Here is a 22,410-nt window from a genome sequence, read left to right as displayed (position 1 = left end):
GATGCGGCCCTGGCTCCGCTGGACGCTTGCAGTTTTCGCGCTTCTGGCGGTGATCTGGGTGGTCGCGCCCCGTGCTCCGGTGGACACCGAAATCTCCTTCGACCCCACCACGATCGGGCTCGATGTTGATGCCTATCTGGCCCAAGGCGAGCAGCAGTTTTCCGACATCGTGCCCGGGACCGAGAAGCAGGTGATCTGGGCCGGTGAGCCGGGCACCAAAACCCCGCTCGCGGTGATCTATGTCCACGGCTACTCCGCCGCCGCGCCCGAAATCGCCCCGGTGCCGCAGCAGGTGGCAAGGGCGCTCGGGGCCAATCTCTACTTCACCCGCCTCTCCGGGCATGGGCGCAGCGAGGATGCCATGGCCGAGCCGACGGCGGGCGATTGGCTCGAAGACATGGCCGAGACCATGGCCATCGCCGAGCGGATCGGAGAGCGCAGCCTGATCCTCGCCACCTCCACCGGCGCAACCCTGGCCACCTCCATGGCCGCCGCCCACCCCGAGGTCATGTCGCAGGTGGAGGGCATGGTGTTCGTGGCCCCCAACTTCGCCGTCAACTCCCGCGCCGCCTTCCTGCTGCGCGCCCCCTTCGTGCGCCACTGGCTGCCTCTCGTGCTGGGCGAGCGCCGCGGCTTCACCCCGATCAACGAGGCGCAGGCCCGTTACTGGACAGAGCGCTACCCCGTCACCGCGCTCCTGCCGATGGCCGCGCTGGTCCACCATGCGCGTACACTCGACCATGCCCGCATCCCGATCCCGGTGCTGTTCTACTTTTCCGATGAGGATCAGGTCGTCAGCCCCGTGGCCGCCCGCCGGGTCGCGGCCGATTGGGGCGGGCCGGTCACGATCATCAACCCCGAGCTGACGGCGGCAGACGACCCGTGGTCCCACGTCATCGCGGGTGATATCGTCAGCCCCGGCCAGACCGAGGCCGCCGTGGCCGCAATTCTCGATTGGGCCAAGGGCCTCTAAAATCCCGGCCGCCGGTTGTGCCGCCCCCCGGCAGTGACTACCTTGGCTCCACGGGAGAAATTTCTGCTCCCACACCAGCCACAAAATCCATTTCACATGACGAGTGAGTCCCGATGAATCACGAAGCCAAGAAAATCATGCTGCGCACCCTGACCCTTCAGGTCTTGGAAGAATCCACCAAGCTGCACGCGGGCGCCAGCGTCAAGACAACCTCCAGCAAGCACGGCGAGATCATGGCCAAAGTCGAGCGCTGGCAGAAGCAGCTCGAGATGATCCAGCGCGACCTGCGCTCCTCCGAGGGGTTCCTGACCCTGCGCTTCGGCAACCCGCGCAAGCTCGGCTACTCGGAGCGCCAGTCGATGCGTTCGCACAAGGCCAACATCGAAGGCCTGCGCGAGCAGGCGGTGGCGCTGGCCCAAGCGATCGCCGACCTGATGGGCGCCCTCGTTGGCCCCGATCTGGCCTGGGAGCAATTCGCCAAGGCACTGGAAAAGCTGGTGGAAGGCGGCGACGACCTCGGCCTGTCTTCCTTCGACAGCCAGGAATTCACCGCCACGATCCGCCAGCTCGACCCCGACAGCGGCGGCGCGCCGGGCTACACGCCCGCGCCAACCATGATCACCGACATCATCACGCTCTGCCTCGCGATGTACGTGATCCTGACCCGCAAGAAAGACTGACCGCGCCATCGCGTCTGGACGTTCATTATTTGTTCGCTTATCCTGATCCCGTAGTGGCAGGAGGGCAAAATGGACCAGCGGATAAGCCTCATCACCCTCGGGGTGCGCAACCCCGAGGCGGCAGCAGCCTTCTACGAGGCGCTCGGCTGGGCGCGGGTCGAGGCCCCCGACGGGGTCATCGCCTTCGACCTGATCGGCGCCACCCTCGGGCTCTATCCGATCGAGATGCTCGCGCGAGACATGGGCGTGCCGCTGGAGAGCCTCGGCCACGGGGCTGCGACATATTCCTACAACGTGCGCGAAAAGGAGGAGGTGGCCGCTCTGCTCGAGGCCGCCGAGAAGGCCGGGGCGAGGCTGCTCAAGCCCGCGCATGATATCTTCTGGGGCGGTCACATCGGCTACTTCGCCGACCCCGAAGGGCACATCTGGGAGGTCGCCTGGAACCCGCATTCGCCGCTCGGCCCGAAGGGCGAGTTTCAATGGAACGGGGCCGCCTGAGGGCATCGCCCCGCCAGCGCCACCACCTTGCCCGCAGCGGTTTCCCGCCTGCGCCACACGGTCTTGTGCCCTTGCGGCAGCGGGGCCGCGCTTGTAGCCTCCTGCCAAAGCCGCCCTCGCAGAGCGGCGCGAGGCAAGGACAGGCAGCGAATGGCCGACCCGGTAGTATTTCTTCCCGACTTCATGTGCGACGCGCGGGCCTTCTGGCCGCAGATCATGAGCTTTTCCGCCAGCCGCGCGGTGCAGATCGGCTCGGTCGCCCATGCCGACAGCGTCGGCGCGCTCGCCCAGCGGGTGCTCGACGGCGCGCCCAAACGGTTTGCGCTCTGCGGTGTGGGTCTTGGCGGCATGGTCGCGATGGAGGTGCTCAACCGCGCGCCCGACCGGGTGAGCCGGATCGCCCTGATCTCGACGACCGCGCTGACTGAGCCGCCCCATGTGGCCGCCGACCGCGAACCGGGCATCATCGGCGTGCGCAACGGCCGGCTGATCGAGGTGGCCAAGGCCCAGATCGAAGCCGCCGGGGTAGGGGAGGGGCCGCATCGCGGCGAGATCATCGACCTCGTGCTCGACATGGCCGAAGCCCTCGGCCCCGATGTCTTCGTCCGCCAGTCCCGCGCGCTGCAACGCCGTCCTGACCCGCAGCGCACGCTGCGCAAGGCCAAGCAGCCGGTTCTGGTGATGTGCGGCGAGGAAGATCAGCTCCACGAGCCCAAACGCCACGAGTTTCTGGCCGACCTGATCCCCAACGCCGAGCTGAAGGTGATCGCCGGTGCGGGCCACTACATCACGCTGGAGCAGCCCTCCGCCGTGAACCACGCGCTCAAGGATTTTCTCGACGCGCCCCTCGTCCTGAGGTGAGGCGAAGGTGGGTTGGCACCCACCCTACCGCCCATCCGACCCTTGCCGCATGAGGTGGGGGAGGCGCCACCCCGCCAATCGTTACGAGGCTTTCTTCACCGCAGTCGGCTTGCGTTTGCCATGGCGGCAGTTGGCGTCGATGAATTCCAGCACCAGCGGACGGATGTTGTTGCGCCAGCTCCGGCCCGCAAAGATGCCGTAGTGCCCGGCGCCCGGCTCGAGGTGGCTCGCCTTCATCTCGTCGGGCAGGCCGGTGCAGAGGTCCAGCGCGGCAACGCACTGGCCGGGGGCGGAAATATCGTCGTTCGCGCCCTCCACCGTCTTCACGGCCACATCGGTGATCTTCGAGATATCCACCTTCTTGCCGTCGACCACAAAGACGTTCCGGGCAATCTCGCGCTCCTTGAAGATGCGCTCGACAGTGGAGAGATAGAACTCCGCCGTCATGTCCATCACGGCGAGATACTCGTCGTAGAACTTGTTGTGCCGGTCGTTCTCGCTGGCCTCGCCCTTGGCGGTGGCCACGATCTGGTCGAAGAAGGCGGTCGAGTGGGTGTCGGCGTTCATCGCGATAAAGCTCGAGAGCTGTTGCAGCCCCGGATACACCAGACGCCCGGCACCGCGATACTTGAAGCCGACGCGCTGGATCACGTGGCGCTCGAGCTGGCCCATGGTCACCGAGGCGCCGAAGTCGGTCACTTCGGTCGGGGCGGCGCCCGGGTCGATCGGGCCGCCGATGAGGGTGAGCGAGTTGGGCTGCGCCGCCGGGTCTTCCTCGGCGAGGTAGGCGGTGGCCGCCAGCGCGATCGGCGCCGGCTGGCAGACCGCGATCACATGGGTGTCGGGGCCGAGCTTGCGCAAGAAGTCGACGAGATAGAGCGTGTAGTCCTCCACGTCGAACTTGCCTTCGCTCACCGCGATGTCGCGCGCGTTGTGCCAGTCGGTGATGTAGACCTCGCAATCGGGCAGCAGGCTCACCACCGTCGAGCGCAGCAGCGTGGCATAGTGCCCGCTCATCGGGGCAACGAGCAGAACCTTGCGGTGCTTCTCTTCGCGCCCGAGCACGTTGAAGTGGATCAGGTCGCCGAACGGCTTGCTCACCGTGGTCTCGATGTTCACCAGGTGGTCACGGCCGTCTTCGCCGACCACATGGCTGATGTTCCAGTCGGGCTTCAGCACCATGCGGGCAAAGCTCCGCTCGGTCACTTCGCCCCAGGCGGCGGTCATCGCCACAAGCGGATTGGTCGAAAGCCCGAAGGCCGGATAGGAGTAGAGCGCCTTGGCAGATGCGCCAAGCCACTGGTTCGTGATGCGAAGGGTCTCCATCACATCATAGCTCATCATGCTCTTCATTATTCGCGCCTTTCCATGCCTTCAGGCACTCAGATGCCCTCAGGGCAATATGCCGCTTGCCCCTCCCAAGCTTGCGGCGCTACCTTTTAAGAAGAAGTTAGGGGGGAATGCTTACCATGACAACTGACGATACCGACACGCCTGTTGATCCCTCCAAGCTCGAAGAGAACCTGGCGCAGATTGAGGCACTTTCGCAACGTCTCGTCTCCGCCTTGAGCCACCAGCGTCAGGTTGCCCCTTCCCTGCAAGGCCCTTCGCCCGAACTCTATGCCAAGGCGGCAAGTGCCTACTGGCAGGAAATGATGTCGAATCCCTCCAAGATTTTCGAGCAGCAGGTGAGCTACTGGGGCAAGACGCTCAAGCACTACATCGACAGCCAGCAGCAACTGGCCCACGGCAAGTTACAGCCCCCGGCCGACGAATCCGGCACCGATCCGCGCTTTTCCTCGCCCCTCTGGCAGAGCAATCCCTACTTCAACTACATCAAGCAGCAGTATCTCTTCTCCTCCCAGGCCATCGGCAACGCCGTGCAGGGCCTCGAGGGGATGGAGCCCGACGACAAGAAGCGGCTGGAATACTTCTCCAAGCAGATCGTCGACCTGATGGCGCCAACCAACTTTCTGGCCACCAACCCCGAGGCGCTGGAGCGCGCGGTGGAAACCGACGGGCAGAGCCTTGTCGACGGGCTGGAGAACCTGGTGAAGGATCTCGAGGATCACCAGGGCGATTTCGTGGTGAACCTCGCCGACAAGAAGGCCTTCCAGGTGGGCGGCAACATCGGCACCACCGAGGGCGAGGTGGTCTATCGAAACCGGATGTTCGAACTGATTCAATATGCGCCCGCCACCGACGAGCAGTACAAGACCCCGCTCATCATCTTCCCGCCCTGGATCAACAAGTTCTACATCCTCGACCTGAAGCCGCAGAACTCGCTCATCAAGTGGATCACCGAGCAGGGCTACACGCTCTTCGTGGTCAGCTGGGTCAACCCCGATGCGGGCTATGCCGATGTCGGAATGGAAGACTACATCGAAGAGGGCTACCTGACCGCGCTCGAACAGGTGAAGGAGATCACCGGCGAGAAAAAGGTCAACGTGATCGGCTACTGCATCGCCGGCACCACCCTCGCGCTCACCCTCTCCCTGCTCAAGCAGCGCGGCGACAAGAGCGTGAAGAGCGCCACCTTCTTCACCACCCTCACCGACTTTTCCGATCGCGGCGAGGTCGGCGTGTTCCTGACCGATGACTTCGTCGACGGCATCGAGGCCGAGGTGACCGAGAAGGGCTATCTCGACAGCTTCTACATGTCGCGCACCTTCTCCTTCCTGCGCTCCAACGATCTCATCTACCGCCCGGCGATCCGCAGCTACATGATGGGCGAGTCCCCGCCCGCCTTCGACCTTCTGTTCTGGAACGGCGACAGCACCAACCTGCCCGCGAGGATGTCGGTCGAGTATCTGCGCCACCTGTGCCAGAACGACGAGCTTGCCCGCGGCGAGATCGAGCTCTGCGGCACCCGCCTCGCGCTGGCCGATGTCGAGGTGCCGGTCTGCGCCATCGCCTGCGAGACCGATCACATCGCGGCGTGGAAATCGAGCTATCGCGGCGTGCAGCAGATGGGCTCCGCCGACAAGACCTTCATCCTCTCCGAGAGCGGCCACATCGCCGGCATCGTCAATCCGCCGTCGAAAAAGAAGTATGGCCACTACACCAACGAAGACATGCAGGCCGCGCCCGAGGCCTGGCAGGAGGCGGCCACCTTCAACGAAGGCTCGTGGTGGCCCCGGTGGGAAGAGTGGCTGCGCCCGCGCTCGGGCAAGAAGGTGCCCGCCCGTCAGCCGGGCGATTCCACCCACCCCTCGCTGGCCAAGGCGCCGGGAACCTATGTGGTTGAGATCAAGTAGCTGATTTCCCGTTAAAGTTTATTTTTGCTGCAGTGCAGAAAAACTCTTGAAATTCTGCACTGCAGCATGTATCTATCTCCTCGAAGACGCAAACCCCTCGAACGGTGCCCGCCGCACTAAAGGAGACTAGACCAATGGCCAAAGCCACCAACGACATGACCAAGATGATGCAAGACATGATGTCCGCTTTCCCCGTGGACGCCACTGCCATGCAGGACGCTTTCAAATCTTCCGCTGCCCTGGGCGAAAAGCTTTCGTCCGTTGCGCTCGAAGCCGCTTCCATCTCCACCGAGATCTCCTCGAAGTGGACCAAGGAAACCCTCGCCAAAGCCACCGCGCTGACCAAGGTGAAGGACGAGCCCACCGATTACACCAAAGCCATGACCGAGTTCGCTTCGGCCCAGGCCGAGATGACCGCCGAGAACATGGCCGCCTTCGCCGAAGTTGCGAAGAAGGTGCAGATGGAAACCGTCGAGCTGATGCTGGCCGCCGGCAAGGACTTCTCCGAAGAAGCCACCGCCGCCGTCAAGAAAGCCACCTCCGACGTGACCACGGCTGCCAAGAAAGCCGCTGCCGCCAAGTAAGGCCGGCACAAGCTACGCGTCCTCCTTCCTCCCAAAGGACGCGATCATATGGGCGGACCCCCTGGTCCGCCCATTTTCGTTTCCGGCCCGTGGCTTCTAAACGCTTTCATTTTCAGAAATGCTGCACTACGCTCACCTTCGCTGCACCGCAATATGGGGAGAACTTGCATGTCGGACGATAAGGCGCCGCTTCTGATCAAGCGCTACGCAAGCCGGCGGCTCTACAACACCGAAACCTCCGATTACGTGACGCTGGAAGATATCTCCAACTTCATCCGTGACGGGCGCGAAGTGCAGATCGTCGACCTCAAGTCGGGCGATGACCTGACCCGCCAGTATCTCCTCCAGATCATTGCCGAGCACGAGAGCAAGGGCGACAACGTGCTGCCCACCGGCGTGCTGACCGACCTCGTGCGCAGCTACGCCAGCCAGGCGCAATCCGTGGTGCCCCAGTTCCTCGCCGCCTCCTTCGAGATGCTGCAGAACGGGCAGAGCACGATCATGGAGAACATGACCAAGATCAACCCGATGGCCTCGATGCCCGGGTTCGATGCCATGCGCGCCCAGCAGGAGGCCTTCCTCAAGGCCATGACCGGCGGCATGCCCAGCGGCTTCGGCACCTCCGGCCCGGCCCCCGACGACAGCGCCCCCGCCTCGCAGCCCCAGGCGGCCAAGGGCGGCCAGGATCTCGACGAGATCAAGAGCCAGCTCGCCGCGCTGCAGGAACAGCTCTCCAAGCTGGGCAAGTAACCGCAAGCCCACCGATCGGGCGCACCCGCCCGATCGCCCGGCAAAACGGCCGCTCCGAAACGCGCCATGCCTCCCGCACAGGAGCACTCCGCGCAACCTGCGCCGCGACGATCGCGGCCAAAGTCCACCCGTCCTCCGAACAGCCCGGGCCGCGCCCGCACCGATTAACCAAAAATCAAGGTTAACGCGCCGCCCCCAAGGCACCGACCAACCCGCCCATTTTCTTGCTGCAAGTATCTCCGGGGGGTGTGGGGGGCTGGCCCCCCACTCAACGGTGCGAGCCCCCCCGCACGCCCCCTGACCGGTGAAGCGTAGGAGGCTGCCCCCCCAACGCAACCCGCCGCGTCAGGCCACCTCGGCAAACACCTTGCCAAGCGCGCCTTCCAGCTTCTCGAACATCTCCGCCATCTGCCCCTCGGTCATGATGAACGGCGGGCACAGCACAATGCTCTGCCCCAGCGGCCGGCAGATCAGCCCCTCGTCGGTGCAGGCATTCGCGATCCGCTCGCTCACCGAAAGCGCGCCGTCGAACGGCCGCTTGGTCGCCTTGTCGGCCACCGCCTCCAGCGCCCCCATCAGCCCGCGCCCGCGCACCTCGCCGATGTTCGCGTTCTCTCCGATCCGCGCCATGCCTTCCTCGAACAGCGGCGTCAGCTCGCGCACCCGCTCGATCAGCCCCTCGTTCAGGATCACGTCGATTGCCTTCAGCGCAATCGCGCAGCCCACCGGATGTCCGCTCGCCGTGAACCCGTGCGGAAACTCCTCGATCGCCTCGCTTGCCGCCTGCACCCGGTCCGCCAGGTCGGGGCCGAGGATCACCGCGCCCATCGGAAAGAAGCCCGCCGTCAGGCATTTCGACGAGATGATCGCATCGGGCACGAAGCCGTAGCTGTCGCAGCCCCACACCTCGCCGGTCCGCCCGAACCCGCAGATCACCTCATCCGAGATCAACGGAATGCCGTAGGTCCGCAGCACCCGCTGCACCGCCTGAAAATACCCCTCGGGCGCCGGAATGACCCCGCCCGCGCCCAGCACCGGCTCGGCAAAGAAGCCGGCGATGGTCTCGGCCCCCTCGGCCTGGATCACCTCTTCCAGCTCCTGCGCCAGCCGCTGCGAAAAATCCTCCTCGCTCTCGCCGGGCCGCGCCTCGCGCCAGTAGTGCGGGCAGGTCAGGTGGATGAACCCGGGCAGGGGCAGCCCGAAGACCTCGTTGTAGGGCTTGCCCGTCATCGAGGCGCTCACCGCCGTCACCCCGTGATAGGCGCCCTTGCGGGTCAGGATCTTGCGCTTCTCGGGCTGGCCCTCGGCCCCGGCCAGGAACCAGAGCATCTTGACCATCGTGTCATTCGCCTCGCTCCCCGAGTTGGTGTAGAACACCCGCCCCCGGTCGAACGGCGACACCTCCACCAGCTTCTCCGAGAGCATCACCGTCTGGTCGCTCATCCGGCCGAAAAAGGCGTGATAGCCCGGAAACTTCGCATAGGCCGCCTGCGCCGCCTCGGTCAGCCCGGGGTGGTCGAACCCGGCCACCATGTTCCAGAGCCCGGAGTTCGCATCGAGGTAGCGCCGCCCGTTCACATCCACCACATAGGGGCCTTCGCCATGGGTCAGCACCACGGTGCCGCGCTTGTGGATGGTGGGCAGATCGGTGAAGCCATAGAGGGTGGCGGCCTCGGCGCGGGCCTCCCAGCTTTGCGGTGTGTTCATGGTGCCTCCTCAGGCGGATGACGGGCCGCCATCGGGGGCAGGGCCGCGTCGAAATAGATGACATGATCGGACAGAAAGCTTTCAGCTTCGTCAAGCCGAGCGGCCAGAAAGCGCGCCTCCTCCGGATGTCACGTGCTGGCACGACTCGACCGCTCTGCGCAAGGGCATGGGCGGCGAACCTCGGGCTTTCTCCTCCTCGCCGCAGAGCCTGACTCAGTTGCCCTCGCGCGGCAATGGCCATAGCGTGCGCCCCATTCAAGGAGCCCGCCCATGCCCGACAAGACAGGCCGCATCACCCTCTGGCAGGTCGAGGTCTTTCTCGCCACCGCCGAGGAGGGGGCCGTATCCGCGGCGGCGCGGCGGCTCGGGGCCTCGGCCTCTGCGGTCAGCCAGCAGCTCACCTCGCTGGAGGCCGCGCTGGGCACCCCGATCATGGACCGCTCCACCCGCCCGGTCTCGCTGACCCCGGCAGGGGAGGCGCTCAAGCGGCGGGCACAGAACATCCTCAACGAGGCGGCGGCGGCGCGGGCCGAGATCGCCGGCGGCGACATGGCCGCGCTCACCTCGCTGCGCCTCGGCATGATCGAGGATTTCGACGCCGACGTGACGCCCCGCCTGCTCCGCTCCATGGCCGGCGAGCTGCAGAGCTGCCAGTTCCTGCTCGAAACCGGCGCCTCCCACCGCCTCTTCGACCTGCTCGACATGCGCGCGCTCGACGTGATCGTCGCCGCCGACATCGGTGCCGCGGCAGGCTGGATGGAGGTGCACCCGCTGATGTCCGAGCCCTTCGTCGTGGCCGCCCCGCCCGGCGCGGTCGACCCGGGCGGCGATGTGGCCGCGCAGCTCCAGAAGCTCCCGCTGATCCAATATACCCAGCGCCACCTGATGGGCCGCACCATCGCCGACCATCTGGCCCGGCAGAACCTGCGCCTGTCACACCGCTTCGAGCTGGACAGCTACCACGCCATCATGGCGCTGGTGGCCGAAGGGGCAGGGTGGACGATCCTCACGCCCCTCGCGCTGGCCCGCGCCCACCGCTTCCAGCAGAGCGCCGACATCCTGCCGCTGCCCTTCGCGCCGCTTTCGCGTACCATCTCCCTGAATGCCCGCGCCGGGGTGCTGGGCGAAATGCCCGCCCGCATGGCAGCCAAGCTCCGCCCGCTGATCGGCGAACTGATCGTCACCCCCTCGGTCGAGCGAATGCCCTGGCTCGAGGACGGGCTTAAGCTGATGTAACCCACCGTCATCCTCGGGCTCGACCCGAGGATCTCCCGCATAACAAGAAGCGCGGCCGAAAACCGGAGATCCCCGGGTCAAGCCCGAGGATGGCGGCGCGACCCTACTCGGCCGCGATCGCGCCCTTCACCTGGCTCGCCGCACCCACCAGCGCATCGGAGATGTAGTCCAACTCCGCATCGGTCAGCCGCGCCGGCAGCCGCACGTCGCAGGCCCGCATCAGCATCGCCCGCGTCTGCGGCAGCTCGGGCACCGGCCCGAGGAACTGCCAGTTCCAGAACGCCCGCGCATTGTCTTCGCTCATCCCGAAGACCTGCACCTTCACGCCCCGCGCCGCGCTCGCCTCGGCAAAGGCCTTCACCTCGGCATCGGACAGGCCGACAAGGTTGAACTGGATCGAATCCGGCGCCCGCAGCTCGCCCTCCAGCGGCGGGGGCACGTCGAGCCATGCGCTCAGGTTCAGCGCCGCGGCCACCCGGTCATGCCCGGCGCGGCCATCGCGAACACGGCGGGCCACCTCGGGCAGCTGCGGGCGGATGACGGCGGCCGAAAGGTTCTGCATCCGCATGTTGTAGAGCGGCAGGCGGTTCTGCCAGGTGCGGTAATGCGCCTCCAGCCCCATGTTCTTCTTCCAGGCGTGCTCATAGGCGCCGCTCATGATGACGGCGCGGGCGACCAGCTCGGCATCATCGGTGATCAGGATGCCCCCCTCACCGGCATTCACCAGCTTGTAGCTCTGGAAGCTGAAACAGCCGATCTTGCCGATGGTGCCAATCTTGCGGCCCTTCCAGACCGTGCCCAGCGAATGCGCCGCGTCTTCCAGCACCGGAATGCCGGCGGCATCGGCGAGCGCCATGATCGCATCCATGTCCGAGGTATGGCCGCGCATGTGGCTGATGAGCACGGCATCGACGCCCGGCAGCTTGGCGGCGAAATCTTCCATGTCGACGCGGTAGTTGCTGCCCACCTCGCACAGCACCGCCTCGCAATCGGCGTGAACCACGGCGGAGGGGACGGCGGCGAAGGTGAACGCGGGGATCAGCACCTTGGCGCCCCGCGGCAGGTCGAGTGCCTTCAGCGACAGGAACAGCGCGGCAGAGCAGGAGGAGACGGCCAGCGCATATTTCGAGCCCATCAGCTCGGCAAATTCCTGCTCGAGCAGGGCGACGGGCGCGTTTTCCGGCGCGGTGTAGCGGAACAGGTCGCCGCTGGCGAGCAGCCGGTCAATCTCGGCCCGCGCGGCCTCGGGGATGGGTTCGGCGTCGTAGACGTTGGGAGCCTGTGTCATGGTCTGCTCTCCTCTTTCAGCTTTTCTGAAATGCTCTTTCAGGAATTATGTAGCTGAAAGCGATCCGCCGCCCAAGTGAAATTTCGATAACAGAGTCGTGGGTAGGAAGATGTTCTGCCAGAAGCCGGGCAGGGCGGCGCTGCCGGGCGCGCGCCGGGCAGGCCCTACACCCCGAGCCGGTCGCGCATCGCATACCACATCATCGCCGCCGTGGTGATCGGCGTGCGCAGCAGCGGCCCGCCGGGGAAGGGCGGGGCAGGGAGCCGGGCCATCAGGTCGAAATCCGCCGCATCGCCGCCCACCGCGCGGGCCATGATCTCGCCCGCCTTGCTCGCCAGCGCCACCCCGTGCCCCGAATATCCGCCGGCGGCCATCACCCCGGGCGCAACCCGCATGAACGCCGGCACCCGCTTCACCGTGATCCCCAGCGTGCCGCCCCAACCATGGGTGATCCTCACGCCCTCAAGCTGCGGAAACACCTGCTCCAGCGGCTTTCTCACCTTGGCGGCAATATCGGCCGGAAACTTGTAGCCATAGCTCTCGCCGCCGCCAAAGATCAGCCGCCCGTCCCCCGAAAGCCGGAAGTAGTTGATGACAAACTTGCTGTCGGCCACCGCCACGTTCTTCGGCATCACCTCCGCCGCCCGCGCGCCCAGCGGCTCGGTTGCCACCACGTAGTTGTTGATCGGCATGACCCGCGCCTGAACCTTCGGCGCCAGCCCCTCCATGTAGCCGTTGCAGCCCAAAATCACATGGTCCGCCAACACCCGCCCGCGATCGGTTGCCACCAGCACCTTGCCGCCCTCCGGCGCAACCCGGTGCACTTCGCTCATCTCGTGCAACGCGGCCCCCGCCGCCACCGCGCCGCGCGCGAGGCCGAAGGCATAGGCCAGCGGATGGATGTGCCCGGCCGTCCAGTCCACCACACCGCCCCTGTAGGCCTCGCTGGCCACGAAGCCGCGCACGCCGGGGGTGTCGAGCACCTCCAGCGTGTCATGGCCGTACTCGCGGCGCAGAAACTCGGCATAGCCCGCCGCCTCCCGCGCCTCACCCTCCTGCCAGAAGCTGTGCAGCACGCCGGGCTGCCAATCGGCCTCGGGCGCAAGCTCCTCCACCAGCTTGCGCACCAGCGCCACCGCCTCCAGCCCAATCCGCCAGTAGCCCTCTGCGGCCTGCCGCCCCAGCTTCGATTCCAGCGCGTCCTGATGCATGTTCAGCCCCGGCGCGACCTGCCCGCCGTTGCGCCCCGAGGCGCCCCAGCCAACCCGCTGTGCCTCTACCAGCACCACCTTCGCCCCGGCCCGCGCCAGATGCAGCGCCGCCGACAGCCCGGTAAACCCGCCGCCCACCACGGCCACATCGGCCGTGACCTCGCCCTTCAGCGCGGGGTAGGGGCCGGGGGCCTCGGCGCTGGCGGCGTACCAACTGCCGGTGTGCTCCCCGCGCGTTCCGTTGGCGTAGAGCAGCCTCATACGTTCAGCAGCAGGTGCTCACGCTCCCATGGCGAGATCACCTGCATGAAACCCTTGTATTCCAAGCGCTTGACCGCGAGGTAGACCTTGGCAAACTCCTCGCCCAACACTTCCTTCAGCGCCGTGTCGGCATCAAACAGCTCCAGCGCCTCACCCAGCGTCGTGGGCACCTCCGCCTCTGCCGTGTAGGCCTCCGAGGTCGCTTCGGCCCGGGGCGGGAGCTTTTCCCGCAGGCCGAGCAGCCCGCAGGCCAGCGAGGCGGCGATGCCGAGGTAGGGGTTGCAATCCATCCCCGGCAGGCGGTTCTCGATCCGCCGCGCCTCGGGCCCGGAGACCGGCACGCGCAGGCCCGTGGTGCGGTTGTCGCGGCCCCACTCGAGGTTGATCGGCGCGGAGTAGTCGGGCACGTAGCGGCGGTAGCTGTTGACGTAGGGCGCAATCACGGCAATCGCGCTGGGCATGTAGCGCTGGAGCCCGCTGATGAAGTGGCCAAAGGCCTCGCTCTCGATGCCGTTCGCGTCCGAAAAGATGTTCGCACCCGTCTTCGCATCCACCACCGAATGGTGAATGTGCATCGCGCTGCCCGGCTCGTCCTGAATCGGCTTGGCCATGAAGGTCGCATAGCAGTCGTGCCGGAAGGCGGCCTCGCGGATCATCCGCTTGAAGTAGAAGATCTCGTCGGCCAGCAGCACCGGGTCGCCATGGCGCATGTTCATCTCGATCTGGCCCGCGCCGCCCTCCTGAAGGATGCCGTCGATCTCGAAGCCCATGGCCTCGGCAAAATCATAGATGTCGTCGATCACCGTGCCGTATTCGTCGATCGCGGCCATCGAATAGGCCTGACGGGCAGCGGCGCGGCGGCCGGTCCGGCCCATCGGCGGCTCGATCTCGTGGCCGGGGTCGATGTTGGGGGCAACGAGGTAGAATTCCATCTCCGGCGCCACCACCGGCGTCAGCCCCAGCTCCTCGTAGAGCGCCACCACCTTCTTGAGCACGTTGCGCGGGGCCACCGGCACCGGGTTGCCCTGCTGGTCGTTGATGTCGTGGATCACCTGAAGCGTGATGTCGGCAGTCCAGGGCGCCGCCGTGGCGGTGGCATAATCGGGGGTCAGCACCATGTCGGGCTCGGTGAAGGGCTGATCTTCGAGGTCTGCCCATTCGCCGGTGATGGTCTGCTGAAAGATCGAGTTCGGCAGGTAGAAGTGGCTCTGCCGGGCAAACTTGGAGGCCGGAGCCGCCTTGCCCCGCGCCACGCCGGCCAGATCGCCCACGATGCACTCCACCTCGTCCAGCCTGCGGCCATCGAGGTAGGCACGGGCGGCCTCGGGCAGATGCTCACGGAAATCGTTCATTCAGGGCTCTCCTGCCACTCGCGCTTCGCTTTGAAAAAATCCGCAATGTCATTGCCAAGGCGGGCGTTGTCGACCGGCGCATCCAGCGCCTTCTGCGCATAGGCCAGCCGTGCCTCGGGCACAGCGGCCCCGCGCACGTTGATCAGGCCCTGCATCATCTCGCGGCCAAACTCGGGGTGCGCCTGCACGCTCAGCACCCGGTCGCCATACATCAGCGCCGCATGGTCGCAGAACTTGTTGGCCGAAATGGTCGAGGCCTCCTTCGGTGGCTCGATCACCTGGTCCTGATGCCAGGCGTTCAGCGCCACAACTTCGTTGCCCCAGGTGTATTCCATCCGGCCCACGCCCCAGCCCTTGTCGCTCTTCTCGACCTTGCCACCAAGCGCCTGCGCGATGATCTGATGGCCAAAGCAGATGCCCACCAGCGGCTTGGGCGCAAGGTAGATCGCCCGGATGATCTGCTCCAGCGGCTCGATCCACGGATGATCCTCATAAACACCGTAGCGCGAGCCGGTGATCAGCCAGCCATCGGCGGCGTCGATCGAATTTGGAAACTCCATGTCGCAAACCGCCCAGTTGGCGAAGTCAAAGCCATGGCCCGCCAGCAGCTTCTCGAACATGGCAGGGTAGTCGCCCACATGGGGCTGAAGCTCGGGCGGGCAGTGGCCGCATTGCAGAATGCCGATGAGCATGGGGGCCTCCTATTAGTTGGGAGCGACGGTATTCTTCGGCGCTCAGGGCCGCAAGCGGTGTTGGTGGGCCGTCGTTACAAGCGCGTCCCTGCACGGATTCAAGCCGAAGGCGCCGTGCAGCGCCGTCCCGTCCCCCGGGGCGGCGCTTCGGTGATGCAAGCTCTTCCCTCGAAGGTCAGATGACCACTGCTCCATAAAATGCCCCTGACGTCCGTTGTATGCGCCACCCCACGGGACGGCGCTGCACGGCTCGCGCTCAGCTCACACCGTTTCCAGACAGAGCAGCACCAGATCGTCCCGCGCCAGCCCCTCGCAACGTTTCAGCTCCTGCCGCTTGGTGCGGGTGAAGCAGTCGATCAGCCGGGGGTGGAAGATCTCGGCAATCTCCGGGCTCTCGTCGAAGGCATCTATCGCGCTCTCCCAATCGGTCGGAAGTTGCGGCAGGTCCTGCTCGTAGGCATTGCCCTTGATCGGCTCGGGCGGTACCGCGCCCGCCTCCATCCCGTTCATCGCGGCCCCGAGCACGGCGGCCAGATGCAGGAAGGGGTTCGCATCGCCCCCGGCAACCCGGTGCTCGATCCGCCGCGCCTTGCCCGGCGCCGCCGGAATGCGGATCGCGGCGGTGCGGTTCTCATAGGCCCAGCTTGCCTGAACCGGGGCATGGGCGCCGGGCACCAGCCGCTCGTAGCTGTTGGCGTGGGGCGCGAAGATCAGCATGGAGGAGGGCAGGGCGGCAAGGCACCCGGCCACGGCACTGCGCAGCAGATCGTTGCCCTGCTCCGAGCCATCGTCGAACACGTTGCGCCCCTCTTCGTCGAGCACCGAGAAATGCACATGCAGCCCGTTGCCGGTGTCATCCTCGAAAGGCTTGGCCATGAAGCTCGCAGCCATGTCATGCCGCCGCGCCAGCCCCCGCGCGAGCTGTTTGAAGGCCCATGCGCTCTCGGCGGCGCGGCTGGCCTCCTCATGGGTCAGCGACAGCTCGAACTGCCCCACCCCGGCCTCCGAAATCGCCGCCTCTGCCGGAATGCCCATGGCCTCGCAGCCATCGTAGAGATCGGTGAAGAAATCATCGAAGGCATCAAGCCCCAGCAGCGAATTCACATCCGCCCGCCGCACCCTGCGCCCCGTGCGCGGGCTGATCGGCGCGGCCAGCGTACCGTCGACATCATCGAGCAGATGAAACTCCATCTCGAAGGCCGCCTCCACCCGCCAGCCCTTCGCCGCGTAGCGCTCCAGCACCCGCCCCAGCGCCCGCTGCGGGCAGCCCTCGAAGGGCGCGCCATCCTGCAGGTGCATCCGCATCAGCCACAGCTCGCTCGGCCGGTCGATCCACGGCAGCGCCAGCGGCCCGCGCGGCGAGGGGCGCAGCACGCCGTCCCGATCACCGCTCTTGAAGACCAGCGGGCTGTCGGCAATGTCCTCGCCCCAGAGATCTACGTTGAGCACGCTCAAAGGCAGCCGCGCCACCCCGCTCTCCAGCTTCTCCGCATAGCTCGCAGGCACCCGCTTTCCCCGCGCCTGACCGTTCAGGTCAACCGCGCCAAACCGTATCGTCTCGCTCATCGGATCAACTGCGGCCTCAGCTTGAATTTCACCCGGCGCTCCTGCGGCAGATGCCGGTTCAGCCGCCGCCCGATCACCGTGTAGACCCCGATGATGCAGAGCGTCAGCAGGATGAAATAGAAGGCGAGGATCGGGTAGGGGATGAAGGGGTTGAAGGTCTTGTCGGCAAAGTAGCTGGCATAATAAAGCGCATCTCCCGCCTGCTGGCGTGCCGGAAACCCGCTGAAAAACACCAGCGTCGTTGTGTGAAACAGAAAGATCGCCTCATTGGTATAGGCCGGCCAACCGAGCCGCAGCATGGTGGGAAAGGTGATGCGCCGGAACCGGTGCCAGCCGCTCAGCCCATAGGCATCCGCCGCCTCGATATCGCCCTTGGGGATCGAACGCAGCGCGCCATAGAAGATCTCGCCCGAATAGGCCGAGGTGTTCAGGAACAGCACGATCACCGCCCCCAGCCAGGCCGAGGTGAAGGCATCGAAGAAGGCGTATTGGCTCTTCAGCGACAGGAAGGCGAAATAGGCGAAGAAACATTGGATGAAGAAGGGCGTGCCCCGGAAGATCAGGATGAACCACTCCGCTGGCTTGCGTAGCCAGGGGTTGGCCGAGGCCTTCCCCAGCGCCACCACGATCGCCAGAAAGAACCCCGAGCAGAGCGCCACGAGGCCAAAGTAGACGTTCCAGAACAGCCCCGAGCCGATCAGCACGAAATGCTGGCACAGCGTGAAGTCACTGCGCGGCAAGAGCCGCTCGCCATAGCCCAGCGAGCGGAAGGCGTAATCGGCGATGGTTTCTGCGCAACTCATGCCCGGGGCCTCCTCAGGAGGCACCGCGTGCGCGAAAGCGGTCGCGTAGCGACTGCGTGCGGCACCCGGTTGCATTTTGAGCGCTCCGTCATGCGTTTGCCTTCCTCTGTGCTTCCCCGGCAGCCGTGGCCTGCCCGCGCGAAAGCCGCGCATTCAGCCGCCGCAGCACCACCTCCGAGATCCGGGTGAAGCCGAGATAGAAGACCAGCAGCGCGAGGAAGTACCACATCCGCCAGTCACCATGCGGATAGTCCGAGAAGCGCGCCGTCTTGGTTCCGCCCAGCTCCCGCGCCCAGTAGACGATATCCTCGATCCCGAGCAGGAACAGCAGCGGCGTGGCCTTGATCAGCACCATCCAGGTGTTCGAAAGGCCCGGCAGCGCATAAACCCACATCTGCGGAACCATCACCCGCCAGAAGGCCTGACGCCGACTCATGCCATAGGCTTCGGCGGTTTCCATCTGCGCCCGCGGCACCGCCTTCATCGCCCCGAAAATCACGTTGGCCGCAAAGGCCCCGAAGACGATGGCAAAGGTCAGCACCGCCAGCAGAAAGCCATAGCTCTCATGCTGCCACTCCGGCGCAGTGCCCAGCGGCAGCTTCGCGGCGGGGCAGACCAGAAAATCGCTGCCCTGACGGATCGGCTCGGTCCACTCCGGGCATTTGATCTTGTGACGCGCCCACTCGAAGCCCTGATCGAGCGCGATCACGAAAAACAGGAAGAAGGCCACATCCGGCACGCCCCGGACGACCGAGATATAGCCCTTGCCGATCCAGCGCAGCGGCGCGATCAGCGAGCGGGCGGCCATGGCCCCCAGAAAGCCCATCAGCAGGGCAGAAGGGGCGGCCAGCGCCAGCAGCAGCAGCACCTTTCCGAAGGCGGCATAGAAAGAATAGTGCACCCCGGTCGTGAGGTAGCAACTCAGCCATGTCAGGCCGCTCAGCGCTTCGGGATCGGTGCAATATTCAAACATGGGGACGGGGTGGGGCGGCCCTTGCGGCGGGCCGCCCCCTGTCTTTCAGGCTTATTCGTAAACCTGGGCGTCGTCGCCGAACCACTTCACGATCATCGTGTTCAGCGATCCGTCTTCCTTCATCGAGGAGATGGCGGCATCGAGCTTTTCCTTCAGCTCGCCATCGCTCTCGCGCAGGCCCACGCCCACACCGCCACCCAGCGGCACGTCATCGCCCACGAACATCAACTCGGCGTTCTCTTCCACCAGCGGCACGAGGTAGTCCTTGTCGGCAAAGACGGCATCGGCCTCGCCGTTGCGCACGGCGGCCACGGTCTCTTCGGGGGTGGCGAACTCGAGGAGGGTCGCGCCGCCGTCGGCCACATGGGCGGCCTGGATGGTGGCGGTCTGCGCGGCAATCACGCCGCCCTCAAGATCCACGTCCTCGGAGGCAGCGGCATAGGCGCTGTTGGAGGGCGGGGTGTAGTTCTGGGTGAAGTCGATCACCTCGTCACGCTCAGGCGTGATGCTCATGCCGGCCATGATGATGTCGTAGTTGCCGGACACGAGGTTGGGGATGATGCTGTCCCAGTCGTTCTTGACCCACTCGCAGGTCAGCTCGGCGCGCACGCAGAGCTCGTCGCCCAGCTCCTTCTCGAAGCCGTCGATCTCGCCGGCATCATTGATGAAGTTGAACGGCGCATAGGCGCCCTCGGTGCCGATCCGCACCGTCATCGCGTGGCTTTCGGCAAGTGCCGCGCCCGCGGTCAGGGCCAGGGCGGTGCCCAGCGTAAGGATGGATTTCATCATTGGATTTCTCCCGTTGGTCCTTGTTTTGGTTGTTTATTCCGTGCCGTCCCCGGCCTGGAACCACTTGTCTGTCATCGCCGCGATGCTGCCATCGGCAAGCATCTCGGCAATGGCGGAATCGAATGTTTCGCGCAGCGCCACGTCTTCTTTGCGGAAGGCGGCTGCGGTGTCGCCCGAGGGGATGCCGAAGGTCTCGGCCAGCTCGACCCTGCCGCCGGCGTTGCGAGCCACACCGGCCAGAAAGGCCTCTGGCCCCATCACCTCGTCGACCCGGCCGGCAAAGAGCGCCTCAACGGCGGCCACCAGCGTGGGGTAGGTCGAGACCCGCAACTCCATCGCCCGCGCCCAGTCTTCGTGAATCGTCGCGCCCTGTACGCCGACCCGGGGCAGGTCTGAGGTCGCCTCGCCGCTGCGCACCAGAATGGCCGAGGCCGCGTTGCTGCCGGTCTCGTAGCCGAGCGAAAAGGCCACCCTTCGGGCCCGCTCGGCGGTCACGGCCATCCCGGCCATCACCACGTCGTATTTTCCGTCGAGCAGATTGGGCAGGATGCTCTCCCAATCGTTCACCACCCATTTGCACTCCAGCCCGCTGCGGCGGCAGATCTCGTTGCCGAGTTCTATGTCGAACCCCCGCAGCTCGCCCGCCCGGTCGCGGAAGGTATAGGGCGGAAAGGCGGCTTCGGTGCCGATCCGCACCTCCTGCGCAAGCGCGCCCGCATCGGCGCCGAGGCCCGAGACAACCGCCGCGAGGGCGGCAAGGGCAAGGCGCAGCCCGCGCATCAGGCCATCTCGCCGGAATGCGACAGGAACTGGCGCAGCCGCTCCGATTTCGGGGCGCCGAACAGCTCCGCCGGTGCGCCCTCTTCCTCCACCAGACCCTTGTGCAGAAACAGCACATGGTCGCTCACATCCCGCGCCATCCGCATGTCATGCGTCACCAGCAACATGGTCCGGCCTTCTTCGGCCAGAGCCTTGATAACCTTGACGACTTCCTGCTCCAGCTCGGGGTCGAGCGCCGAGGTCGGCTCGTCGAACAGCAGCGCCTCGGGCTCCATCGCCAGCGCGCGCGCAATTGCGGCCCGCTGCTGCTGCCCGCCCGAAAGCTGGGCCGGGTAAACATCGGCCTTGTCGCCGATGCCGACCTTGTCGAGATAGCCGCGCGCGGCGGCCTCCACCTCTGCCTTGTCGCGCTTGAGCACCGTCACCGGCGCTTCCATCACGTTCTGCAGAATGGTCATGTGGGACCAGAGGTTGAACTGCTGAAACACCATGCTGAGGTTGGTGCGGATCCGCAGAACCTGCTTTGAATCGGCCGGCCGCCGCGCTCCGCCCTCTCCCTTCCACTTCACCGGCTCGCCTGAAAACAGGATCTCGCCCTGCTGGCTGTCTTCCAGAAGGTTGGCGCAGCGCAGAAGGGTCGATTTGCCCGAGCCCGAAGAGCCGATGAGCGAGATCACCTCGCCCTTGCGGGCGCGCATATCAACGCCCTTGAGCACCTCAAGGCTGCCGTAGGCTTTGTGCAAGCCTCTGATTTCGATGACGGGATGCGGGTTGGTCACGTGTGTAGCACAGGGATTGGAGAGGCCTCGTCTTGCCGGTTGCAAGCACGGAGTAGGGCGCAGAATTGCTGCGATTGCAAGTTGGAAGGGCCTCGGTTTCCGCAGCGTTCGCCCGTTCAGGCGGCAGGTGCCTGCGGAATAGGCATGTCGAGATAAACCTCCGGCTCCAACCGCACGGCCCCTTGCAACCCAAGGGTTTCGCGGGTGGCCGCATCGGCGAGTTGCACCGCCTCCTCGACGGCAGCGGCGATTTCCGAGGCATTCTGCCCGGGCGCGCAGATCAGCGGCAGGCCCGGGGTGGGGGCGGTGCGAAACTGCTCCTCCAGCGCCTCGGTCACGGGCTCGGCGCGGCGCAGCATGGCCCATGTCTGCGCGTCGATGCAGGCCCAGTCGGCCCGGCCCTCGGCGACCGCCTCCACCGAGGCAAAATGCGCGCCGGTGGAGATCTGGCCGCGCGCCGTGGCCCGCCCGCCCTCCATCACCTCCCGCGCCGTGGCCCAGCCCGACTGGCTGTTGCGCGAGGTGTAGGCCAGCACGCCCTCGGGGCGGGCGCCGATGCGGGTGACTATCACCGAGTTGTAATGGCCCGGCGGGCAGCCGGGCAGCCCGTAGTCCAGCGTGGTGACGTATTCGACCTTGCCGCGCAGGCGGCCCCGGAAGGGCAGGGAGCAGGACTGGCTCAGGACCAGATCGGGCGAAAGCCAGTGATCCCAAAGCGACTCCGGGGCCGCGAGCGTCTCGGGCAGATCCTCGGACAGCGCGGCGCCCCGGGCAATGATCCCCTCGCGGATGATCCGCCAGAGCGCATCGAGGGCAGGCGCCGTCTCGGGGCGCAGATACATCGGCAGGGCGGCCTCAAGCATGGCTCAGCCCCCGGCCTCCACGGCCTTGCGGGCAATGTTGCTGTCGCGGTCGTTCACTCCGAGCAGGTTGGCCACCAGCCGCATCAGCGCATCTTCCTCGGCATCGCGCCGCCCGTCGGCCAGCACCACGCGCCAGATATCCTCGACCACCTTGCGGCGCTCCTCATAGGCCACCGCATCCTTGATCGCCCGGGTGAAGCGCACCGTGTCCGAGGCGCTAGCCTCCAGCTCCTCGGCCTCGCGCACCACCTCCGCCGCCTCGAAGGGCGACCCGCCGATCCAGCGCTGAGTGATGCCCCGGATCATGTCCTTCTCGCTCTCGGCATAGTCGCCATCGGCGCGGGCCACCCGCACCAGCAGGGCCGGAAAGGCCACCTGCGGGGCAACGTCGCTGGAGGCGGTGTCTTGCTCGCCGGTCAGGCGCCTGATGAGATCTGCAAACATATCAGCAGATATAGCCGTCCGGACGCGGCCTGCAAGCGGCGCGCCCGGCACGGGCGGCGGGAC

General features: G+C 66.0%; 22 protein-coding genes. 8 read left to right on the top strand and 14 right to left on the bottom strand.

Annotation, left to right across the window (positions count from 1 at the left end; translation table 11 throughout):
* Position 1: 1 nt before the first annotated feature.
* The 4 genes from GTH22_RS09740 (at position 2) to GTH22_RS09725 (ending at position 3,012) form a co-directional block, all read left to right on the top strand.
* Positions 2-973 carry a carboxylesterase gene (locus GTH22_RS09740; RefSeq protein ID WP_252944995.1) on the top strand — a complete coding sequence of 324 codons (972 nt, stop codon included), beginning with the start codon at positions 2-4 and terminating at the stop codon, positions 971-973.
* Positions 974-1,086: 113 nt separating this feature from the next.
* The gene (locus GTH22_RS09735; RefSeq protein WP_252944994.1) at positions 1,087-1,653 is read left to right on the top strand and encodes a hypothetical protein; all 567 of its coding nucleotides are present in this window, start codon (positions 1,087-1,089) and stop codon (positions 1,651-1,653) included.
* A gap of 69 nt (positions 1,654-1,722) precedes the next feature.
* Positions 1,723-2,151, top strand: coding sequence for a VOC family protein (locus GTH22_RS09730; protein WP_252944993.1), 429 nt, complete (start codon positions 1,723-1,725; stop codon positions 2,149-2,151).
* A gap of 150 nt (positions 2,152-2,301) precedes the next feature.
* Positions 2,302-3,012 (top strand): alpha/beta fold hydrolase, encoded by a 711-nt coding sequence (locus tag GTH22_RS09725; RefSeq protein WP_252944992.1) that lies wholly within the window; start codon positions 2,302-2,304, stop codon positions 3,010-3,012.
* A gap of 81 nt (positions 3,013-3,093) precedes the next feature.
* Here the strand turns inward: GTH22_RS09725 and phaZ are convergent, their stop codons facing one another.
* Positions 3,094-4,365, bottom strand: a complete 1,272-nt coding sequence (gene phaZ, locus GTH22_RS09720) for a polyhydroxyalkanoate depolymerase (protein ID WP_252944991.1) — start codon at positions 4,363-4,365, stop codon at positions 3,094-3,096.
* 116 nt (positions 4,366-4,481) lie between these two features.
* Here phaZ and phaC point away from each other — a divergent pair, with 116 nt between their 5' ends.
* From phaC to phaR, 3 genes are all read left to right on the top strand, one after another.
* Positions 4,482-6,269 (top strand): class I poly(R)-hydroxyalkanoic acid synthase, encoded by a 1,788-nt coding sequence (phaC, locus tag GTH22_RS09715; protein WP_252944990.1) that lies wholly within the window; start codon positions 4,482-4,484, stop codon positions 6,267-6,269.
* A 134-nt stretch (positions 6,270-6,403) separates the two neighbouring features.
* A complete protein-coding gene (locus tag GTH22_RS09710) occupies positions 6,404-6,853 on the top strand; it encodes a phasin family protein (protein ID WP_252944989.1) in 450 nt (149 codons plus the stop codon).
* A gap of 168 nt (positions 6,854-7,021) precedes the next feature.
* Positions 7,022-7,603, top strand: a complete 582-nt coding sequence (gene phaR, locus GTH22_RS09705; protein WP_252944988.1) for a polyhydroxyalkanoate synthesis repressor PhaR — start codon at positions 7,022-7,024, stop codon at positions 7,601-7,603.
* 345 nt (positions 7,604-7,948) lie between these two features.
* Here the strand turns inward: phaR and GTH22_RS09700 are convergent, their stop codons facing one another.
* Positions 7,949-9,310 (bottom strand): aminotransferase, encoded by a 1,362-nt coding sequence (locus GTH22_RS09700; protein WP_252944987.1) that lies wholly within the window; start codon positions 9,308-9,310, stop codon positions 7,949-7,951.
* Positions 9,311-9,580: 270 nt separating this feature from the next.
* Between GTH22_RS09700 and GTH22_RS09695 the strand changes: the two genes are divergently transcribed.
* Positions 9,581-10,546 carry a LysR family transcriptional regulator gene (locus GTH22_RS09695; RefSeq protein WP_252944986.1) on the top strand — a complete coding sequence of 322 codons (966 nt, stop codon included), beginning with the start codon at positions 9,581-9,583 and terminating at the stop codon, positions 10,544-10,546.
* 103 nt (positions 10,547-10,649) lie between these two features.
* Here GTH22_RS09695 and GTH22_RS09690 read toward each other — a convergent pair whose 3' ends face one another.
* The 12 genes from GTH22_RS09690 to GTH22_RS09635 form a co-directional block, all read right to left on the bottom strand.
* Positions 10,650-11,834, bottom strand: a complete 1,185-nt coding sequence (locus GTH22_RS09690; protein WP_252944985.1) for a DegT/DnrJ/EryC1/StrS aminotransferase family protein — start codon at positions 11,832-11,834, stop codon at positions 10,650-10,652.
* Positions 11,835-11,998: 164 nt separating this feature from the next.
* A complete protein-coding gene (locus GTH22_RS09685) occupies positions 11,999-13,306 on the bottom strand; it encodes an FAD-binding oxidoreductase (protein ID WP_252944984.1) in 1,308 nt (435 codons plus the stop codon).
* The gene (locus GTH22_RS09680) at positions 13,303-14,658 is read right to left on the bottom strand and encodes a glutamine synthetase family protein (RefSeq protein ID WP_252944983.1); all 1,356 of its coding nucleotides are present in this window, start codon (positions 14,656-14,658) and stop codon (positions 13,303-13,305) included. The genes GTH22_RS09685 and GTH22_RS09680 overlap by 4 nt, the downstream gene beginning before the upstream one ends.
* Positions 14,655-15,350 (bottom strand): type 1 glutamine amidotransferase, encoded by a 696-nt coding sequence (locus tag GTH22_RS09675; RefSeq protein WP_252944982.1) that lies wholly within the window; start codon positions 15,348-15,350, stop codon positions 14,655-14,657. Before GTH22_RS09675 ends, GTH22_RS09680 begins: the two co-directional genes overlap by 4 nt.
* A 261-nt stretch (positions 15,351-15,611) precedes the next feature.
* Positions 15,612-16,916 (bottom strand): glutamine synthetase family protein, encoded by a 1,305-nt coding sequence (locus GTH22_RS09670; protein WP_252944981.1) that lies wholly within the window; start codon positions 16,914-16,916, stop codon positions 15,612-15,614.
* On the bottom strand, positions 16,913-17,719 hold the full coding sequence (locus GTH22_RS09665) for an ABC transporter permease (protein WP_252944980.1): 807 nt from the start codon (positions 17,717-17,719) through the stop codon (positions 16,913-16,915). Before GTH22_RS09665 ends, GTH22_RS09670 begins: the two co-directional genes overlap by 4 nt.
* A gap of 88 nt (positions 17,720-17,807) precedes the next feature.
* Positions 17,808-18,692: an ABC transporter permease gene (locus tag GTH22_RS09660; RefSeq protein ID WP_252944979.1), complete on the bottom strand. Its 885-nt coding sequence runs from the start codon at positions 18,690-18,692 to the stop codon at positions 17,808-17,810.
* A 51-nt stretch (positions 18,693-18,743) separates the two neighbouring features.
* On the bottom strand, positions 18,744-19,478 hold the full coding sequence (locus GTH22_RS09655; RefSeq protein WP_252947620.1) for a transporter substrate-binding domain-containing protein: 735 nt from the start codon (positions 19,476-19,478) through the stop codon (positions 18,744-18,746).
* 36 nt (positions 19,479-19,514) lie between these two features.
* Positions 19,515-20,261, bottom strand: coding sequence for a transporter substrate-binding domain-containing protein (locus tag GTH22_RS09650; protein ID WP_252944978.1), 747 nt, complete (start codon positions 20,259-20,261; stop codon positions 19,515-19,517).
* Positions 20,261-21,040: an ATP-binding cassette domain-containing protein gene (locus GTH22_RS09645; protein ID WP_252944977.1), complete on the bottom strand. Its 780-nt coding sequence runs from the start codon at positions 21,038-21,040 to the stop codon at positions 20,261-20,263. The genes GTH22_RS09650 and GTH22_RS09645 overlap by 1 nt, the downstream gene beginning before the upstream one ends.
* Before the next feature lie 116 nt (positions 21,041-21,156).
* Positions 21,157-21,903 carry a phosphate/phosphite/phosphonate ABC transporter substrate-binding protein gene (locus GTH22_RS09640; protein WP_252944976.1) on the bottom strand — a complete coding sequence of 249 codons (747 nt, stop codon included), beginning with the start codon at positions 21,901-21,903 and terminating at the stop codon, positions 21,157-21,159.
* A gap of 3 nt (positions 21,904-21,906) precedes the next feature.
* A complete protein-coding gene (locus tag GTH22_RS09635; RefSeq protein WP_252944975.1) occupies positions 21,907-22,347 on the bottom strand; it encodes a TerB family tellurite resistance protein in 441 nt (146 codons plus the stop codon).
* Between the last annotated feature and the right edge of the window lie 63 nt (positions 22,348-22,410).

Origin of the sequence: Oceanicola sp. 502str15, from assembly GCF_024105635.1 — a bacterium.
GTDB lineage: Bacteria > Pseudomonadota > Alphaproteobacteria > Rhodobacterales > Rhodobacteraceae > Vannielia.
The sequence above is the reverse complement of the archived record's forward strand: the minus strand, read 5'-3'. Positions and strand labels throughout refer to the sequence as shown.

Coding starts and splice junctions, on each gene's coding strand:
- GTH22_RS09740 (WP_252944995.1), top strand. CDS start 2: ATGCGGCCCTGGCTCCGCTGGACGCTTGCAGTTTTCGCGCTTCTGGCG.
- GTH22_RS09735 (WP_252944994.1), top strand. CDS start 1,087: ATGAATCACGAAGCCAAGAAAATCATGCTGCGCACCCTGACCCTTCAG.
- GTH22_RS09730 (WP_252944993.1), top strand. CDS start 1,723: ATGGACCAGCGGATAAGCCTCATCACCCTCGGGGTGCGCAACCCCGAG.
- GTH22_RS09725 (WP_252944992.1), top strand. CDS start 2,302: ATGGCCGACCCGGTAGTATTTCTTCCCGACTTCATGTGCGACGCGCGG.
- phaZ (WP_252944991.1), bottom strand. CDS start 4,365: ATGAAGAGCATGATGAGCTATGATGTGATGGAGACCCTTCGCATCACG.
- phaC (WP_252944990.1), top strand. CDS start 4,482: ATGACAACTGACGATACCGACACGCCTGTTGATCCCTCCAAGCTCGAA.
- GTH22_RS09710 (WP_252944989.1), top strand. CDS start 6,404: ATGGCCAAAGCCACCAACGACATGACCAAGATGATGCAAGACATGATG.
- phaR (WP_252944988.1), top strand. CDS start 7,022: ATGTCGGACGATAAGGCGCCGCTTCTGATCAAGCGCTACGCAAGCCGG.
- GTH22_RS09700 (WP_252944987.1), bottom strand. CDS start 9,310: ATGAACACACCGCAAAGCTGGGAGGCCCGCGCCGAGGCCGCCACCCTC.
- GTH22_RS09695 (WP_252944986.1), top strand. CDS start 9,581: ATGCCCGACAAGACAGGCCGCATCACCCTCTGGCAGGTCGAGGTCTTT.
- GTH22_RS09690 (WP_252944985.1), bottom strand. CDS start 11,834: ATGACACAGGCTCCCAACGTCTACGACGCCGAACCCATCCCCGAGGCC.
- GTH22_RS09685 (WP_252944984.1), bottom strand. CDS start 13,306: ATGAGGCTGCTCTACGCCAACGGAACGCGCGGGGAGCACACCGGCAGT.
- GTH22_RS09680 (WP_252944983.1), bottom strand. CDS start 14,658: ATGAACGATTTCCGTGAGCATCTGCCCGAGGCCGCCCGTGCCTACCTC.
- GTH22_RS09675 (WP_252944982.1), bottom strand. CDS start 15,350: ATGCTCATCGGCATTCTGCAATGCGGCCACTGCCCGCCCGAGCTTCAG.
- GTH22_RS09670 (WP_252944981.1), bottom strand. CDS start 16,916: ATGAGCGAGACGATACGGTTTGGCGCGGTTGACCTGAACGGTCAGGCG.
- GTH22_RS09665 (WP_252944980.1), bottom strand. CDS start 17,719: ATGAGTTGCGCAGAAACCATCGCCGATTACGCCTTCCGCTCGCTGGGC.
- GTH22_RS09660 (WP_252944979.1), bottom strand. CDS start 18,692: ATGTTTGAATATTGCACCGATCCCGAAGCGCTGAGCGGCCTGACATGG.
- GTH22_RS09655 (WP_252947620.1), bottom strand. CDS start 19,478: ATGAAATCCATCCTTACGCTGGGCACCGCCCTGGCCCTGACCGCGGGC.
- GTH22_RS09650 (WP_252944978.1), bottom strand. CDS start 20,261: ATGCGCGGGCTGCGCCTTGCCCTTGCCGCCCTCGCGGCGGTTGTCTCG.
- GTH22_RS09640 (WP_252944976.1), bottom strand. CDS start 21,903: ATGCTTGAGGCCGCCCTGCCGATGTATCTGCGCCCCGAGACGGCGCCT.
- GTH22_RS09635 (WP_252944975.1), bottom strand. CDS start 22,347: ATGTTTGCAGATCTCATCAGGCGCCTGACCGGCGAGCAAGACACCGCC.